Below are 16,446 nucleotides of genomic sequence, written 5' to 3' on the forward strand. Positions count from 1 at the left end.
TCCAGCCGGTCAGTTCTCGGACTCGATCGGTGAGACATCAAACTGCTTTCTAAACTGTTGTATCGCTTCGTCGGAGCCGACGAGGACGATGTGCTCGGTCCCCATGAACTCCCGCTGTGGGTCAACCGTGGTGGTGAGCCCGGATTCGTCTTCGATGGCGATGACGCGACACCCCGTCTTTTCGTAGATGCCTGACTCGGCGAGTGTCGACCCCGAAATCGGTGTTGCTGGGGCGCGGAGGAGCCGAATCTGGCTCGCTGGTGCGAGGACGTCCTCGCCGCGGAGTTCCCTGGCGACCATTCGAGCACTCACCCGTGGAACGGACAGCACGTAGTCCGCGCCAGCACTCAGCGCCTTCCGGGTCGCACCGGTATCACTCACTCGGGCGAGAATCTCGATATCGCCATTCAGCGACCGTGCTAACACTGTTGTCAGTAGTGTTGCAGAATCATCCGGAAGTCCGATAATAATTGCACCGGCAGTCTCGATCCCTGCCTCTTCCAAGATTTCGTCCGATCTGGAGTCGCCTACGACATCCACGTCCTCGCGGTCTTCGATATCGATGGTCACGACATCGAGTTCTTCCTCGGAGATAAACTCCCGTGCGGCTTTACCAACTTCGCCCTGTCCGGCAACGATGATGCGCTCGTGGTTCCGGAGCATGCGGGACGGCTGAGTGAAGTCACTGAACGCCTCCAGCGCATCGTGTGCGCCTGTGAGGAGCAGTACCGTATTCGAGCGGATGATTGCGTCCGGATCGGGGGGGAGCTGTAGTTCCCCATCGATCCATGCACCGATGATGTTAGCTCCCGTTTCTTCTCTGATTTTCGAGTTGCGGATTCGTGTTCCGATCAGTCGGTTTTCCTGGTGGATCGGTACCTCTGTAACTTCTAATTCACCCCCAAGCTTGATCGTATCCGTCAACTCCGATTTGAACGAAGAGACTGCTTTCTCGGCGAGTCGCTGTCCGAGCACCCCATGCGGGGACAAGACGGTATCCGCACCCGTATCTAACAAGATGTCTCGCATATCACTGTTGTCGGTCAGCGTAATGATGTCGATATCCGAATCGAGTGACCGTACGGTCAGGATCGTGTTGACGGTTGCATCCCCAGTATCCGTGATGACTGCTCGTGCCGTCTCGATGTTGGCTCGTTCGAATGCCGACGCGTCCTGTGGAGAGCCGTGAATGACCGAATACCCGTCGTCGGACAGTTCCTTGGCGTTCTCTTCGGACGAGGAAATCAAGACGTAGTCGATATCGAGTTCCCTGAGTTCATCGAGGAGTACGGCGGAGTCACGCCGGTATTCACAGATGATAACGTGGTCGGATTTGGGAGAGAGCCGGTTGTCGAGGTTGACTTCGGCCCCCGTGAACAACGGGATGATGATGAGCCTGAGGGTGAAGAACCCGATCGCGATACCGGAGATCTGCGTTCCAGCAACAAACAAGAACATCAGCGGATGACTCCACAGCCCGGAGTCCTGTCCGTATCCGGTCGTGGTCATCGTCTGGACGACGAACTCGAACGAAGCGAATATCGACTGATGGACGCCCTCCAACCGTGACAGTGCAACGTTGTACGTGACCGTGTACACAGCAATCAGTGCAGCTAGCCCGGTGAGATAATAGACGACAATCCGATCCCGACGAGAGAGCTGAATATCGGACAGGCGTTCTGGAAGATCAGGCATTGGTAGGTCGCCTACACCGATTCCTCGTCGATGCGCTCGCGTCCGCGCTCGTTGATCTTGTCGGCGATGTCCCGCACGTCGCTCTCGGTGAGTTCGCTCTCGCTCGTGAGTTCGTCCATCACTTCGAGCGCGTCGATTTTCTCCTCGATTGCCTGCCGGGTGACCTCACTCCAGTTGATCTCCGGATGCTGCTCCATTCGTTCTTTGAGGTTGTCGTCCACGTTGACCGTGATCGAGGGCATACAGAAACCTATTGGATTACAGAATACTGTGTTTTTCGGTGTGTCCCGTACCTCTCGATTTCGACCGTTTCAGTCCCAGCAAGGGGCTTCGTTCGCCGAGCGAACGAACGACTGCAGCGCCCATTCGTTCTCCGAACGATCCAAATCCGACAGATCTCGGTGGGTCGCTTATAAAATGACACCCGGCACGCGGGTTTGATTTCGTTCGGTTATGAAACGATTCTGAAACGCGGCGGTGCTGTCCTGCGGTTCGCTACATCTAAACGGGGCGAGGAGGGGCATAATCATTGGGCAATTGAACCGAACAGAGGATGTTGGTGCGTGATCCTGTTCGGGTGTCGTGGAACGGCCAAAATAAGATCGAGGTGGAGAACGCGAATCTTTCACCCACGTTCTCACAGTGTCTCGAAATAGGCTGGTATAAATGGTGGCCAACGGAGCAACCCCCGCTGGTCGGGTCTATCGGCAGGCGTCTTCCGCCAGCTACCACGCGCACAAAGGTGCCGCTCCGGTAGTTACAGACGCTCCATTAGAAAGCGAGTGATCATCCCACGCTACTATATTCGGTGTGTTGCGGGCTCTGTTGAGGCGAATACGGCCCCGTCAAGTCGAGGGCCCACCTGTTCTGACACCAATCGAGCTTTGGCGTTGACTTGCACCACCGTCGCCGAGTCCTCAAACGCTGTCTCGAACCTTGTCCATCTTGCACTGAACGCAGAGATCGTCGAAGACACAACCAACACTATCGTACGGACAGACGTGCTCTTCAGTCTCGACCGAAAGTCGACGTTTTTGTTGTCGCCACTCTATCTCCCAGTCGTCGATCGACATCTCCGCCGAGGTAAACACGATATCACCCTCGCGGTTCTCGATCTTCGCGACGACTCCCGACTCGAGTTCGTCCTTCACGATCGCGATTGCCTCCTCGTACGACGAGCAATCACGGCGCTCACGGCTATTATCTAACAGAACGACAGTGATCGACCGATCTGTCGTCTCGGTTGGGCCGAGTCCGGACATCACTACAAGAGATCGCGAAGGAAGCGGATATAAATTCGATGGGATCTGTTGAATCCCCAGTTGGTGATACGTTTCAGAAGTCGTGCTGAATACAGAGCGCGTATCTGTCGGACTCTCAGAACACGCCGATGATGAAGCCGAACCCCATGATGATCAGGACAGTTGCAGAGAACACGGGAAGATACGGCGTGTACTGCTTGACCGTCTCCTCGTAGTGTTCGTATCCCCCGATAAGGAGCATCGTCAGCCCAACGATACCGATGAGAACCGTCGACGCGTAGGCACTCATCAATTCCAGACAGTAGGCCGAACCGGCACACAGTGCGATAATCTCGAACTCCTCCTCATGTGCGAAGCCAAGCAGGAATGCGAACCATGCGATGCCGAGGAGTCCACGGTCGGTCGCTTCGTCAAGACGCCCATGCGAATGTGAGTGACCGCCAACGAACGGAACATATTCCTTCAACCGGGCAAGTAGCCCACCGCGGTCGTTGTGCCCGTCCTCGTGACCGTGTGTATCGTCATAATGACGGTGATCGTGGCCATTTCCGTGGTCGTGACCGGCCTCATGGCCGTGCCCATGGCGGTATTCGCGGATTCCGAGTAGGATGAGCAGGATCCCAGCGACGATACTGACGGGGCCGCCGAGGAATACGCCGCTAACCAGTTCAATTGGCTCGTTGACTTGTGTGAGATTGAATTGGCCCTTCGCGTAGAAGAACACCGCAACCATAGCGAGACTACTGATGAGATGCCCAACCCCGAGAATAAAACTCGCCGCGAAGCCGTAGAGCCACCTGTTCGTCTGGTCGAGGGCATACGACGCGGCAACCGGCCAGCCGTGGCCCGGTTCGATACCGTGGATGGCTCCGAGAGCGACCGCCCCGACGAGCAAGCCCAGTGCCTCTGTGTGTAACATCTATTGTTGAAACGTCGGCCAACAGCGTGGAAAATAGTTGTTAATACGCGATTCGGGGAGACATCATACTGGGGACTCTTCACCTACCACGACAAGAGATCGGGTATGCGGACGAGTTTCAACATCCCGGACCGCGTCGTCGAGGAGTTCGACCGAGTCTGGCAAGACGAAGGCCTCGCTAACCGCTCGCGAGCTGTCCGCGAAGCCATGCAGGAGTACATAGAGGCGCACTCTCGACTCGAAGAGACGACTGGCGAGGTGGTCGCGCTGGTCGGATTCGATTACCGGCACCACGAAGTGATTCGGGAACTCCACAGCGTCCAGCACGAGTACCAGGACGTGATTCTCAATACCAGCCATACCCACCAAGGGAAGTGGTGTCTCGAATCGCTGTTCTGTCGTGGCCCCATCGAACGAGTCCGTGCACTCATCTACGAGCTTCGGGATTTCGACGGTGTGAACCGAGTAAAGTCGATGCTCATTCGTGACCGCGCCTGAATCTGGAGTTTTGAATGTGAATGTCGTTTTGGCTCGGTTCGGGGTCGCGTTAAGTTAGAGGATGAGGCGTTCGAGTTCTGAGTGTCTATGGCAGAATTCGACCGTCTCAACGGATGTATCGAGTGGATCGACTTGTCGTTCAAGGGTGACGGCCGGTCCGTCTTCGAAGTTGTTGGGTTCGTTCCTGTTACTGAGACCGTTTGGGAGGGCCGTGAGTAGTCAAAATATTGAAAGCGATGGATGCGACTGTTCCATCGGGAACGGCCTCTCCGAGCTACCCATGTCGAAGGACTCCGATGAGCTGGAAGAGGAAGTGGAGATCGTCGGGGACTACGATCCCGAAATAGAGGAACTTCTGAGGGCTGCGAAAAGGGTCGCGTTAACTTTGGCGTGAGTTGTGCCGGACGGCGAGGGCTTTGAGCCACGATTCTGCTGTCTGCGGTTCGACATGTCTGAAACTAGTTGCGAACGATGAGGTTCGTTGTTCTATCTCCCAAAAGACACGTTCGATGGCATTCCGATTCCCGTGTGAAATCATCTGGAATCGGTACCCATCTTCGTCGAGGACGTTCACTAGATAATCGGCGTCATCGACGAGAAATTCGACGCCATCTAGCCGATATTGCCGATGCAGCTCGGTCAGAAACCATCGCGTCGTCTGTTTCGTCGTCGCTGGAAACAGCCTGAACTGCAGGATTTCGTTCGTTTGGGGATCGACGGCACCGTACAGCCAGTAGTCGTCGCCGTTGATGCGGATCACTTTCTCGTCGACCGCGAGTTGATCCGCACTCACCGTCGAAATTTGCTGTAGATCGGCCTTGTGCACCCAGTTGTGAACCGCGACGTGACTACGTTTGACTCCCAACTCATCGAGAAACTGACTGGCATCCCTTGTTGACATACCTGCGAGATGACACCGGATACCCACTTGAATCGCCCACTCGGGAGTCCGCTTTCGCTCCACAAACGACAAGTCGATCCACTCGATACACTTGCTGAGGCGTTCGGATTCTGCCATAGACACTCAGAAATCGAACGCCTCATCCTCTAACTTAACGCGACCGCGAAAAGCGACCGGAGCTATTTCGACGAGACCGAGGGATCTCGCGGGGCCCACCTCGAACTGCTGGTAACGGATCCAATAATGTCCCGATTAACGGATGCCGACCCCGAAGAATTCGACGGATATCACGAAGACGACTGAGCCTCCTCCCCTAAAGGGGTGAGATTCGGCGTTAACTCCCGTTTTAGCCTCTGATGAGCCAAAAGAATACCCTCCGTCCACGTTCAGCGTCCCGCTGTTCAAGCGCACGCCTACGAGTGCGTCCGTCGTCCGCGGGTTGGTTGCGACGGAGATACCGCACGCCGATGTTTTTCGCGGTCGCCAGACTACGTCTGGCTGGCAGCCGGAACTCGGGGATTTCTGGCGACGGCGTTGTAATCGGCGTGGTTCTCGTACCCGCACTGCAAGCACTCGAACTCCTCGCTGTCGCGGTCATCAGTGTGGGTGAATCCGAAGAACACTGCCGCGACGTGTTCTCTGGGTCACCTGCTCGACCGCGATGCCGTCGGCTTGTACTCTATGTAGTCGTACAAGCGGTCGAACGCCCATTCGTCTCTCCACGACGCGCCCGTCGCTCGCGGATGTCCGTCGAGCCCTCGAAACACTTCCCGCGTAGCCCGCACGGGTGGCGGGATTCCCGCACTGCAGAAGCCCCTGTGGAAACGATGATAGCTGAGGGTCCATGACGCGGGCTAAGCGACGCACCCGGAGTAGTCACGTGGTCGCTTCCGAGTTGGGTTCCGGTGGAAGGCCAGCGTCTTGGGGTGTTGGTTGATCGCGATTCGCGAGGCGTTCCCCGCCGTAGACGACCACCAAGAGAACGGCAACCAATACGAGTGGGAGGGCACCTGTAACTTCGGCGAGCTGTCCTCAATGGGCCGATCGTCTCAACGGATATGCGGTTCCTGAGATCCCAGAGATCCAGCACACCGATCCGCGCGATCTCGAATAGTGGTCGAGTAGGTCCCCTCGGCACGTGGGCGGGATCAACGTCTGAGTCGCGCTTGGTTGGATTGATTGAGCGCAGAGGACGCGATAGAGGTTCTCCAAGGAAGAATTTAATTCTCTTTACGATTCCCAGTGTCGCTTCTGGGACTCGAGAGACCACGCAAGTGCGACCCGCGTCACCCTCACCCGCCACGCTTCTCCAGCGCCAACTCTACTCGATAAACAACCTGCTTCCCAAGAACGATTCAGTAACAGTCTGAGAGTTAATTCCGAACTCCGTGTGGTCTTATTCTTCCCATAACTTACCTGTCTGGCGACTCAACCGTTCTGTATACCTCTTAGTATGCCTCCAGTAGATGCTACTCGGTCGGCTCCTGACGACATCCAAGGCCATCCACCCATCCAGTGTGAGGACTGTGAGTCCGCTCTCCACAGCCGCGACGACAGTGTTTCATTCCTGCTTCTGGATCAGCTTACCATCCCTATCATCGGTTGCGGCGACCACGTCGACCAGTTCGTTTCTATCTGCGAACTCACTACTACTGGTAGAGCAGACATCATAGAGCATCGACCGGCTGGAGGTATCCACTGCCCCAGCTGTCAGCTCGCACACTACAATCTCCATCAACCAGTAATTCCGATCCAAACTGGAGCAGTCGCCCTCATGGCCTGCTCACAGCACCAAGCAGAAGTCTTCAACCGCTTCCAATCAGGGCTGGAAACACAGCAACAGCTGACATCCTCCATCGACACATCACTATAGGCTGAGAAACTCAGTCGCCCAGTATAATTTGAGTTTATTGGTGTGGTTGTGATGATTTGCCCTGTCAAACGCTCGTGTCGTAAAGAGCATTTTGTACTCGAATGCGAAAGGCCAAACGTCGCTCTCCCATACCATCAGTTAATGAGTGAGTCAGAAGACACGGTTGCGAGGCCAAAAATATCCGTTGCAGTTGTAGATAATTCTCACACGAACGAAATCCCCGACAATATTGACTCCGAACTATATACGACAACGAGACCAGAATCATCGTTGGTTGAGTTTGAGGCGGATCCTGACGGCGAGCTGGCAGAGGCACTCAGGCGGAACGGATTCGATGTGTGAACTAACCGACTGTTGATCGCTTATTATTGAACAGCTCTGAAAGATTTCTTTGAACTGTTAGAACTCCTTTCGGTCATCAGCCTGTATAGATAGCGTCAGCTCGGACAGGTGATAGTCTGAAGAATTGAGATTGTTGTCTGTCGCTATGAACGACAGTTGTGTCTCAGTATTACTGCCGGACGACGCCTGCCGCGCGAGGCCCTTTGGGCGAGGACTCGATGTCGAACTCGACCTCAGTACCTTCCGTCAGATCCTCACCGCCAACGTCTTCCATGTGGAAGAAAACGTCTTCGTCGTCGTCGAGGTCGCCGTCGTCAGTCGAAATGAAACCGTAGCCGCCAGTGTCGTTGAAGAAGTCAACCTTACCGTTTGCCATTACATACGAACACAGGGTTGTGCGAGGGATAACCCTTCCGAGGGCCGGGGTACCACGACTGATACATTCGAAGATAAAATAAGCAGTCGTTTCACAGCAAACTTGATCCTGAAATCTGCCAAACTTACTGACCAATTTTTCTCCTTGATAATTCGGAATAATCAATTTCGCAACAGTTTAGAGTATCGTAGAACCGTTCATATGATGTTATTTTCACAGGATTCGAGAATAAATCACCTATCATATTGCGCCTGCGTACTGATCGCCGAGTTTCATACTAATTGACACTAGGTTCCGATCACCGTGCGGGATACAGCGCGCGAATGCAGCACTGATAGTGTCTCTCACGAGCAGTTATCGGCGTATCGGCTGGGGGCGTTTCTCCCGGCCGGTCTGGCACGGTATCGTTGAATCCCTCGTGAACGACACTATCACTCGAAACCACCCAGTCGGGACCCACCAGTCGAGACCACCCAGTCGGGACCAAGGTTATCCGTCCGAGACTGTAATTCATAGACATGAACAGTAACGGAGAGGCGGACCTATCGGACGCGTTTGACGACAGTCTAGAGAACGTCCCGAAGTCTGTCGACCGGGCCGCCCTCGAGCGGATGCAAACAGTGGCGTATGTCCTCGACGATAGTATCCGTGTGCCGGGCATGGACTACCGCGTCGGTCTCGACCCGTTGCTGGGTTCGATTCCGGTCGTAGGAGACATCGCCAGCGGCGCGTTCTCGCTGTACATCGTACTCGAATCGGCTCGGCTCGGTGTCGGATACACGACATTGGTGGCGATGATTGCGAACGTCTCGCTAGACGTGGCCGGAGGCATGATTCCGTACGCTGGCACCGTTTTCGACGCCGTCTGGAAGGCCAACAAGCGTAACCTCGAACTCGTGATCGAGGACCTCACCGACGACGACAGCAACAGCGGCCACGCCGAGGACGAATCATCGGAGAGTGAGAGCGGGGGCGTCGAGATCGAGGTCGAAACCCCAAGTGCCTGAACAGGTGATTCTGCGGCATAGCCCATGTTGTCAGTGCTGAATTAATCCTCTGAGGGCACCGTAGAAAGGGGTGTTCCGCCGGGAACACCCCGCCCCAATCACCAGTGAATATCTCACCGGAAGCGAGCCGTCACCACAGAAGATCTAGCTGACAGCGACAAACAGAATTGTCTGCCCGACTATCCCGCCGATTTCTCTTGCTTCGCCTCCGATTCCAAGAATCCGGAGGCTCGCTTCAGGTTTCTCCCGATAGCTTTCGCTATTGACCCGTTTTTCACCTTGATTTTTCCTGCGAACTTCGTTTTCTCCCCGTCTTTGTGATACATCTCGTTGATCAACGACTCAGCGCCGGCACGTAACTTCAGAAACTCCTGTTCAGCCGGGTCATCTAACCGCTTGCGTCGCTGCGCAATTTCTACCCGCCGTTCTCTGAAACCGTAGCTATAGTGTTTCTGTTGTTCCTTGACGAAACAGCTCTCTCTGTGCGGACACTCGTCACAGAACTCCTTCTCCATCTTTCCAGAAATACGACCGGTTTCGTAGTGGTTCTGGTCGAATGGTTCGTGTCCGGCAGGACACGCAACCATTCTCGTCCCGTCCCACTCCGGCGCAGCCAGCGACATCTTTTCCGCTCCAGGCCGTTGACCGACGATTCCAGAGAAGTGCTGCGTGATCTCCTGATCACGGCAGCGCTTCTCTACTTCCTTGTGCGTGTACCCGCCATCCACGAGCAGGTCACGTAACCCAGTCTCAGTTGAGAGGGTCGTTACGTCCTCGTCAAGGAGGTCGCCGTCGTCCGTGTTGTTGGTATCGACCCGAACCGCAGTGATGAGTCGGAATGGATTCTCACCATTGCACGTCTCCGCTACATTCGCCTTGTATCCGTGATAGTCCTCACCGTTCTTCGAGCGGTAGGTTGCGTCCTCATCGTGAGGGTTTTGCATCGTGCCACTGTCGATCTCGTCGGGCTCTTTCAGCCCGACGTGATCGGACTGGTCATCGGCGTTTTCTCCGGATGAGCCTGTGTTTTCTTCATTTTGTTCAGTGTTGGTACTCTCTTCGGGAGAGGTGTACGTTCGGAGTGGTTGCCAGTCCGGTGACGAGTCGTCACCGGGCTGGCGTTGGTCAGCAGAATCGTCCTCATCATCGTCATCTTCGAGTTCAGCAATGCGATAACACTGTTCGTCGAGAACCTGCTGAAGATGAGCAAAGCTCTCCAACTCGGCGTATTCATCGTCATCTTCGAACCGATCAACAAGCCACGCGGTATGCTCGCTAGTTGTCCACTCTATCGATAGCGCCGGTGGCAAGAGTCCGGTTTAACACGATAAGAAGGCCGAAACGAGACGAATTCCACTCCTGACGCTGCACCGAGTTAGAAAAATATCAAATACTTGGCTGTTGTCCGCTGTGGCAGTTATTTCGACGACCGTCAAAAGATAGCTGTCGCTGTTCGCCAGCCTCGCTTCAGCCGAAGCGAGGCGGCTCAGCCGAGTCCGTGCTCGTATCCTGGTGGTAACCCTTCACTGTTTGTCCGATGCTTTTGCTTCCAGCCGAGCTCATCGTCTAACACCTGCTCGATCCCGTGGAGAAACCCATCACTGAACGTGAAATCTGTCGGGAGTGCTCGCCCGCCACGCCGTGGCCGGGCGAGCACTGCCCATTGCAACACGAGCCACAACTGCTCCAACAGGAACCCGACACCCACGTAGAAGAGCCGAATTATCGTCGATGGCGTCGTTGTCAAAGCACGCGCTTCGCGGAACTTCTCATAGCTCTTCTCGATCCGTGACCGATGGTTGTAGACCTGCGCCACTTGCTGCGGCGTGCGGTCTTCCAGACCGTACGCCGCGTAGCCCGTTTGTTTGAGCCCTGATTTTCCACGATCACCGTTCTGGTAGGTGACGTTCACTGCCAGCGGATACGTCTGTTCGTACTCTTTGTCTTCACAGACCGTCTCTTCTGTCATATGCGAAGCAGTGACAGCAAGTTTCTCCCGGAGCGAGTCTTTCCGGGTTATGACCGGAAAGACTGGCGGTGCTGTCTCCCGAAGAACACCGATTAACTCCCCGACGAAGGCGTCTCTGTCCATGAGGATCTGGTCGGTCTCGAATGGATATGTCTCGACGCGGGCGAGCACGCGCTCGACCGCGTCGGCCTTGCTGTCCTCGCCATCAACTGGTTCAACTGCCAGTGTTAGTGGCTTTCCCTGCGCGATGACGAACGCAGTACAGTACCGGTGACACTTCGTGGTTCCGTCCCGTGCTTCCATTCTCCTGAACTCGTCCTCGTCGTCTGGATGACCGTGGAACGGATTGTCCATGAAGTCCAGACAGATGGTTCTCGACCCGCCGCGGTCGAGAACCGTCATTGCCACCAGTGCGAGGATATCGTTGACAGCATCGAGCATCGGCTCTTTCTCCAGGGTGTGCAACCAGTCCATCACTGGCTCGCGGTTTGGCGTGTCCTCAGTATTCGTTGTGACGCCGTTGACTGAGGTTGTGTCAACAGCAGCTCGTAAGACGACTTCCATGATCTCCTCGGAATCGAGGCCAGAGCCCTCGATTCCTTCCATCGGTATCAGCTCAAGCAACTCCATGCTAAGAGACTTCAACTGGCTGTTCGAAATGTACTCGTCCGGATCTGTGAGGATGCGTTTGAGTTTTGGTAGCCTCATCACGCATCCATCCGGACGGCGGCTGAATCAGGCGACTGATTCAGTCGCGTCATTCTGATCACTACGTGTCAGCAACTGGTCTCTTGAGCCAGAGTGGACAACTAGCGATGCTCAGCGAGTGTTTCCATGGTTGCTGGAATCTCGCCTGGTTCAAGCTGGTAGGACAGTTCCAAGTTATCGGTGTCTGCGAACTCGTCGATACCAGCGGGCAACTCCTGTACGATCTCCTCAGGGAGATCGCACAGGAAGTTGTGGAGAACTTTGGCGAAGAGATCAACACGGGAGAGTTGCTTGATGTTCGCCTCGATAAACGTTGAATCCATCCGCTGCGTACTGGCATCGATCTCAAACTCTTCTTGGAAATAGTTGCGATGATCTTCGAAAACCTCGTGTAACAGATCCTGACCAGTCTCTTCTTCGTGTTCCATCAACCGCCGGCGGAAATTGGTGAACGTCTTTTGGCAGATGTTGTCGCCGAGTGTTTCTTTCCCAAGTGCGTTTCTGACGCGAAAATCGAAGATATAGGCGTATTCAAGTTCTTCGTCAGAGAGACCAAGCAGGTGTTTGATAATCTCCAGTGAGACAAGCTCATTGACGGGCTTGTTCGGACGGCTATACCCGTCGTGGTATAGCCGCTCGAACTTTGTTTCATCTATCTGAGTAAATATATGTTGATGAAAATGAGTTGACCAGTGATTTTGTAATTTCTCTTCAATACTGGTAGAAAGGTTCTTTACAGGCGAAAATAGCTTTTCCTGTTGATACTCGTTATTTTCTTTAAACACGTTATCAACCAGTTTATTGATTTAACGGGACGCTGATGTAAATAACCTATGAAAATTATAGATCAAAGTTAGAGCAGAGTTATCCAATGAATTCTAGTCACTTATCGACTACCCTTTCTACGGTGCCGTCATCCTCTGTATCGGTTACGCCATTTCTGGCAGATGGCCGATACGTATCTGCTGCATCAACGGAGCGGAACTACTATAGTAGCGTTTGTAACTGTCCGCACACCTGATCGAACGCTGTCATGCGATCAGGTGTGTGATGACTTACAAAGGCTACTATAGCAGTCCTCAAGTGTTGTGACCGCACACCGAGCAATTACTCGTAGTAACTCAACCGTTCGACAACCTCGGCGAAGGCGACGTTTTGCCGTACATTGGTAATCTCAATGTTGACTCGCTCACTCTCTTTCGTATCAGGGACAATCACGACGAAGCCACGTTCGACCCGAGTGATACCATCACCCTGTTCGCCGATATCCTCAATTTCGACCTCCCGAGTCTCACCTTCCTCAACTGGTGGTTCCAACGGCTCGCGCTGCTGTGATTCCGTTTCAGTCTGGTCGGTCTGTTCCGGCTCGCTCTGTGTGGGAGACGACACGATACGTTTCTCCTTGCTGTAGACCTCCCAGTTGCAGTTCGCGCTCGGGAACGTCGATCACATACGAGCCGTCCCGTTCCACAATCGAAGCTGAAAACAGACATTCGAGTTCTTCAGAAATCTCCATTAGTTGGCCTCTCAGCAGGGTAATAGAGCAGAACACTTGATTCTACTGTCGAACGCCGTCCTGAATGCTCACTCGGGACTTACGACGTCATCGCAAACCAGACACTCTGCCCAGATTCCAGCCGTCGCATCGTCTTTCTCATATTCAACTAAGATATGTACAGCAAAAATATTCTCATCACACTCCGGACATCGCCCGTGTTTCGGAGTATTGTCGGTCATCAGGGGTAGGAGAGAGTGTGTGACGAGTTCCCCTCCAACTGGGCGTAGAGATATCTCTCGGAGTATGCTTTGTGTGGAACAGTACCTATGATCGCTAGTTGTCCACTCTGGCTCAAGAGACCAGTTTCTGACACGTAGTGATTAGAATGACGCGACTGAATCAGTCGCCTGATTCAGCCGCTGCCCGGATTCCTGTGTGTGATGGAGTTCCCAAGACTCAAACGCATCCTCACAGATCCGGACGAGTACATTTCGAGCAGCCAGTTGAAGTCTCTTAGCATGGAGTTGCTTGAGCTGATACCGATGGAAGGAATCGAGGGCTCCGGCCTCGATTCCGAGGAAATCATGGAAGTCGTCTTACGAGCTGCTGTTGACACAACCTCCGTCAACGGTGTCACGACGAACACTGAGGACACGCCAAACCGCGAGCCAGTGATGGACTGGTTGCACACCTTGGAGAAAGAGCCGATGCTTGATGCTGTCAACGATATCCTCGCACTGGTGGCGATGACGGTTCTCGACCGCGGCGGGTCGAGAACCATCTGTCTGGACTTCATGGACAATCCGTTCCACGGTCATCCAGACGACGAGGACGAGTTCAGGAGAATGGAAGCACGAGATGGAACCACGAAGTGTCACCGGTACTGTACTGCGTTCGTCATCGCGCAGGGAAAGCCACTCACACTGGCGGTTGAACCAGTTGACGGCGAGGACAGCAAGGCCGACGCGGTCGAGCGCGTGCTCGCCCGCGTCGAAACATACCCATTCGAGACCGACCAGATCCTCATGGACAGGGACGCCTTTGTCGGGGAGTTAATCGGTATTCTTCGGGAGACAGCACCGCCAGTCTTTCCGGTCATAACCCGGAAAGACTCGCTCCGGAAGAAACTCTCCAAGGCCGCGTCACACATGACCGAAGAGACGATTTGCGAAGGGAAAGAGCACGAACAGACGTATCCACTGGCGGTGAACGTTACCTATCAGAACGGTGACCGCGGAAAGTCTGGTGTGAAAGCGACAGGATACGCGGCGTACGGTCTGGAAGACCGCACGCCCGCGCAAGTCGCTACGACCTACAACAAGCGTTCACGGATAGAGAAGAGCTACGAGAAGTTCCGAGAAGCGCGTGCCCTGACAACAACGCCATCGACGACAATCCGGCTGTTCTACGTGGGCGTGGGGTTTCTGTTAGAGCAGTTGTGGCTCGTGTTACAGTGGGCCGTGCTCGCCCGACCACGGCGGGGCGGGCGAGCACTTCCGAAAACATTCGCGTTTGGTGACGCGTTTTTGCACGGGATCGAACGGGTGTTAGACGACGAACTCGGCTGGAAAGAGAAGTACCGGACTAACGGAGAAGGACTGCCAGCAGGATACGAACACGGACTCGGTTGAGCCGCCTCGCTTCGGCGAAGCGAGGCTGGCGAACAGCGACAGCTGTCTTCGGAGATCAGTCTGAACGACAACTACAGCCAAAACAATCCAGATTTGTGACTCTTCCTCAACTCTCCGTGGCGTCAGATGTGTACTTCGTCTCGTATCAGCGTCCTTACCGTGTTAGACCGGACTCTTGTTGCCGCCGCCATCAAGAGAGTGGACAACTAGCGATGATGAGTGTAGTCGCCAAAACTAATTCACTCGCACCCTCACTCCCAGTGGTGAGCATTCGGACAGTACTTACTCGACTACTCGGCGACACCGGGCCGACTGTCGTAGTCGAGTGCCGTCAGTGCGGGACGACAGTTACTCCCGAAGCGGAAATCTGTCCTGAGTGTGCCGCGACCGAATTCTGCTGGTACGAAATTCCCGAATGAACAGCTTCGTTGGATCCTTGGTAGGCAGGACTTCTCAAAAGCCGACTAAACGTACAGTGCACATCTCGCATTCCGCCTCTGAGGAGGCTTGTAACAGTAGTTGTGATATGATTTCTTTATTCAAAATCGGGGAGACAGAATTACTGTCCCGAGGAAAACGACTATATCTTTCCCACTCCAAGTGGGAATATGACGAAGGTAGATTCAAAGGGGCGAATCGTCCTCGCAAAGGAGGTGCGCGAACGTCTCGGTATCACCCCCGGGACAGAAGTAGACATCCACGAAGAAGACGGAAAAGCAGTTGTTGAACCTGAAGACAACCCTGAACAGATTATCGAACGCATGGAACAACTCATCACGGAAACGTCATCCGAGCGGGGAGAGACGAGACCAATTGAAGACGGGGCTGATCCCATCGCCCAGAAGCACGGAGACGCGGTTCGAAGAGGCGCGGAAGAACCCAGCAATGGGTGATGCTGATGGCCCGTATCTGTTCGATGTCGGCGTAATCGCCCTCGCACACACCGAGGCACCGGGGTGTGAGTCTGCGCTCTCGTATGTTCGAGAGGCCATCGCTGGTGATATCGATGCCGTTGTGCCGTATCCTACCCTATTCGGAGCACACACCGTCCTGACGACATACTACGGGCGTTCAAACGCAGCCGCATCTCGCCTTCTTCAGAATTTCATGGACGCGAAGAGAATCCATTGGTACGACGGGGTACCCGAGGACGTCGTTCGCGGAGGGTTATCTCGAGCGAGTGAGGTGAACGTTGGTGGCTGGGATGGGTACTACGCTCAGGTAGCGATCGACGAAGGAGTGAATACTGTGTTGACGGTCGATGATGACTTCGAACGGATTGATGCATTCGATACCGAAGTCATCCTCTCAGCCGACGAATTTAGCGAGCTGAACAGGTTTCTTGACAACTGATTCCAGCTTTCAGTCTGAACAACGAACCCGTATTACAAACTACTAGTACGCACCTGCAAGATCGCTGAGAGTGGACTACTAGCAGTTCTCGGGTGTGGTGACCGCACACCGAGAGAGTGACGTGCCCGAAAACGGCGTTCCATATCGAGGACCTACTAGTAGATACACATCCACAGAGCGTGGACTGCCGTGGTTATATCGATGACATCCACCGGGCGATCACTGGAGTTCGAACCATCCTTTCTACGAGCGCGTGGGGAACTGCCGTACGACCGTGACATCTTCCCAGCAGTGATTTTCAATGTGTTCAGTACCCTTCGATTTCGATTGTTTCAGGCTCAGCAAGGGGCTTCGTTCACCGACCGAACGAGCGCCTGCAGCGCCCATCGCAGAGTTCTCGGTCGTAATCGCCCG

18 protein-coding genes and 1 pseudogene are annotated in these 16,446 nt (G+C 54.4%); 8 read left to right on the forward strand and 11 right to left on the reverse strand.

The genetic code is table 11. The features are described from left to right. Positions 1-9: 9 nt before the first annotated feature. From NBT81_RS08035 to NBT81_RS08050, 4 genes are all read right to left on the reverse strand, one after another. Positions 10-1,695: an NAD-binding protein gene (locus tag NBT81_RS08035; protein WP_338742336.1), complete on the reverse strand. Its 1,686-nt coding sequence runs from the start codon at positions 1,693-1,695 to the stop codon at positions 10-12. A gap of 11 nt (positions 1,696-1,706) precedes the next feature. Continuing rightward, the gene (locus NBT81_RS08040; protein WP_338742337.1) at positions 1,707-1,937 is read right to left on the reverse strand and encodes a hypothetical protein; all 231 of its coding nucleotides are present in this window, start codon (positions 1,935-1,937) and stop codon (positions 1,707-1,709) included. A gap of 675 nt (positions 1,938-2,612) precedes the next feature. After that, positions 2,613-2,960 carry a hypothetical protein gene (locus NBT81_RS08045; RefSeq protein WP_425498756.1) on the reverse strand — a complete coding sequence of 116 codons (348 nt, stop codon included), beginning with the start codon at positions 2,958-2,960 and terminating at the stop codon, positions 2,613-2,615. A 112-nt stretch (positions 2,961-3,072) separates the two neighbouring features. Further along, on the reverse strand, positions 3,073-3,876 hold the full coding sequence (locus NBT81_RS08050) for a hypothetical protein (RefSeq protein ID WP_338742339.1): 804 nt from the start codon (positions 3,874-3,876) through the stop codon (positions 3,073-3,075). 105 nt (positions 3,877-3,981) lie between these two features. On the opposite strand from NBT81_RS08050, the gene NBT81_RS08055 reads away from it, so the two are divergent. From NBT81_RS08055 to NBT81_RS08065, 3 genes are all read left to right on the forward strand, one after another. Beyond that, entirely contained in the window at positions 3,982-4,374 is a 393-nt protein-coding gene (locus tag NBT81_RS08055; RefSeq protein WP_338742340.1) for a CopG family transcriptional regulator, read from the forward strand. Between the two features lie 87 nt (positions 4,375-4,461). Continuing rightward, entirely contained in the window at positions 4,462-4,593 is a 132-nt protein-coding gene (locus NBT81_RS08060; RefSeq protein WP_338742341.1) for a hypothetical protein, read from the forward strand. Then, complete coding sequence (locus NBT81_RS08065) at positions 4,586-4,768, forward strand: hypothetical protein (protein ID WP_338742343.1); 183 nt, start codon at positions 4,586-4,588, stop codon at positions 4,766-4,768. Before NBT81_RS08060 ends, NBT81_RS08065 begins: the two co-directional genes overlap by 8 nt. Here the strand turns inward: NBT81_RS08065 and NBT81_RS08070 are convergent. Further along, positions 4,754-5,392, reverse strand: a complete 639-nt coding sequence (locus tag NBT81_RS08070; protein WP_338742345.1) for an IS6 family transposase — start codon at positions 5,390-5,392, stop codon at positions 4,754-4,756. The two genes, NBT81_RS08065 and NBT81_RS08070, sit on opposite strands and share 15 nt — an antisense overlap. A 1,444-nt stretch (positions 5,393-6,836) precedes the next feature. Then, the gene (locus tag NBT81_RS08075) at positions 6,837-6,974 is read right to left on the reverse strand and encodes a hypothetical protein (RefSeq protein WP_338742347.1); all 138 of its coding nucleotides are present in this window, start codon (positions 6,972-6,974) and stop codon (positions 6,837-6,839) included. 315 nt (positions 6,975-7,289) lie between these two features. Here NBT81_RS08075 and NBT81_RS08080 point away from each other — a divergent pair, with 315 nt between their 5' ends. Beyond that, positions 7,290-7,490, forward strand: coding sequence for a hypothetical protein (locus tag NBT81_RS08080; RefSeq protein ID WP_338742348.1), 201 nt, complete (start codon positions 7,290-7,292; stop codon positions 7,488-7,490). Between the two features lie 169 nt (positions 7,491-7,659). On the opposite strand, the gene NBT81_RS08085 is transcribed toward NBT81_RS08080, so the two are convergent. After that, a complete protein-coding gene (locus NBT81_RS08085; protein WP_338742350.1) occupies positions 7,660-7,866 on the reverse strand; it encodes a cold-shock protein in 207 nt (68 codons plus the stop codon). A 518-nt stretch (positions 7,867-8,384) separates the two neighbouring features. On the opposite strand from NBT81_RS08085, the gene NBT81_RS08090 reads away from it, so the two are divergent. Then, on the forward strand, positions 8,385-8,873 hold the full coding sequence (locus tag NBT81_RS08090; protein ID WP_338742351.1) for a DUF4112 domain-containing protein: 489 nt from the start codon (positions 8,385-8,387) through the stop codon (positions 8,871-8,873). 179 nt (positions 8,874-9,052) lie between these two features. On the opposite strand, the gene NBT81_RS08095 is transcribed toward NBT81_RS08090, so the two are convergent. From NBT81_RS08095 to NBT81_RS08110, 4 genes and pseudogenes are all read right to left on the reverse strand, one after another. Next, complete coding sequence (locus tag NBT81_RS08095) at positions 9,053-10,183, reverse strand: transposase (RefSeq protein WP_338742352.1); 1,131 nt, start codon at positions 10,181-10,183, stop codon at positions 9,053-9,055. A gap of 176 nt (positions 10,184-10,359) precedes the next feature. Continuing rightward, positions 10,360-11,550, reverse strand: coding sequence for an ISH3 family transposase (locus NBT81_RS08100; RefSeq protein ID WP_338737857.1), 1,191 nt, complete (start codon positions 11,548-11,550; stop codon positions 10,360-10,362). A 101-nt stretch (positions 11,551-11,651) separates the two neighbouring features. Next, positions 11,652-12,335, reverse strand: a complete 684-nt coding sequence (locus NBT81_RS08105; RefSeq protein WP_338742354.1) for a transposase — start codon at positions 12,333-12,335, stop codon at positions 11,652-11,654. Between the two features lie 322 nt (positions 12,336-12,657). Then, a pseudogene (locus tag NBT81_RS08110) lies at positions 12,658-13,066 on the reverse strand (TRAM domain-containing protein). A 422-nt stretch (positions 13,067-13,488) separates the two neighbouring features. On the opposite strand from NBT81_RS08110, the gene NBT81_RS08115 reads away from it, so the two are divergent. The 3 genes from NBT81_RS08115 (at position 13,489) to NBT81_RS08125 (ending at position 16,032) form a co-directional block, all read left to right on the forward strand. Next, positions 13,489-14,679, forward strand: a complete 1,191-nt coding sequence (locus NBT81_RS08115; protein ID WP_425498664.1) for an ISH3 family transposase — start codon at positions 13,489-13,491, stop codon at positions 14,677-14,679. Between the two features lie 608 nt (positions 14,680-15,287). Further along, complete coding sequence (locus tag NBT81_RS08120) at positions 15,288-15,572, forward strand: AbrB/MazE/SpoVT family DNA-binding domain-containing protein (protein ID WP_338742356.1); 285 nt, start codon at positions 15,288-15,290, stop codon at positions 15,570-15,572. Next, the gene (locus NBT81_RS08125) at positions 15,565-16,032 is read left to right on the forward strand and encodes a hypothetical protein (protein WP_338742358.1); all 468 of its coding nucleotides are present in this window, start codon (positions 15,565-15,567) and stop codon (positions 16,030-16,032) included. Before NBT81_RS08120 ends, NBT81_RS08125 begins: the two co-directional genes overlap by 8 nt. Positions 16,033-16,446 lie beyond the last annotated feature (414 nt).

Origin of the sequence: Haloplanus sp. CK5-1 (genome assembly GCF_037201915.1) — an archaeon.
GTDB classification, from domain to species: Archaea; Halobacteriota; Halobacteria; order Halobacteriales; family Haloferacaceae; genus Haloplanus; species Haloplanus salilacus.

Excerpts from the sequence above, each read along its gene's own strand:
- NBT81_RS08035 (WP_338742336.1), bottom strand. The coding sequence starts at position 1,695 with ATGCCTGATCTTCCAGAACGCCTGTCCGATATTCAGCTCTCTCGTCGG.
- NBT81_RS08040 (WP_338742337.1), bottom strand. The coding sequence starts at position 1,937 with ATGCCCTCGATCACGGTCAACGTGGACGACAACCTCAAAGAACGAATG.
- NBT81_RS08050 (WP_338742339.1), bottom strand. The coding sequence starts at position 3,876 with ATGTTACACACAGAGGCACTGGGCTTGCTCGTCGGGGCGGTCGCTCTC.
- NBT81_RS08055 (WP_338742340.1), top strand. The coding sequence starts at position 3,982 with ATGCGGACGAGTTTCAACATCCCGGACCGCGTCGTCGAGGAGTTCGAC.
- NBT81_RS08060 (WP_338742341.1), top strand. The coding sequence starts at position 4,462 with ATGGCAGAATTCGACCGTCTCAACGGATGTATCGAGTGGATCGACTTG.
- NBT81_RS08070 (WP_338742345.1), bottom strand. The coding sequence starts at position 5,392 with ATGGCAGAATCCGAACGCCTCAGCAAGTGTATCGAGTGGATCGACTTG.
- NBT81_RS08080 (WP_338742348.1), top strand. The coding sequence starts at position 7,290 with ATGAGTGAGTCAGAAGACACGGTTGCGAGGCCAAAAATATCCGTTGCA.
- NBT81_RS08085 (WP_338742350.1), bottom strand. The coding sequence starts at position 7,866 with ATGGCAAACGGTAAGGTTGACTTCTTCAACGACACTGGCGGCTACGGT.
- NBT81_RS08090 (WP_338742351.1), top strand. The coding sequence starts at position 8,385 with ATGAACAGTAACGGAGAGGCGGACCTATCGGACGCGTTTGACGACAGT.
- NBT81_RS08100 (WP_338737857.1), bottom strand. The coding sequence starts at position 11,550 with ATGAGGCTACCAAAACTCAAACGCATCCTCACAGATCCGGACGAGTAC.
- NBT81_RS08115 (WP_425498664.1), top strand. The coding sequence starts at position 13,489 with ATGGAGTTCCCAAGACTCAAACGCATCCTCACAGATCCGGACGAGTAC.
- NBT81_RS08120 (WP_338742356.1), top strand. The coding sequence starts at position 15,288 with ATGACGAAGGTAGATTCAAAGGGGCGAATCGTCCTCGCAAAGGAGGTG.
- NBT81_RS08125 (WP_338742358.1), top strand. The coding sequence starts at position 15,565 with ATGGGTGATGCTGATGGCCCGTATCTGTTCGATGTCGGCGTAATCGCC.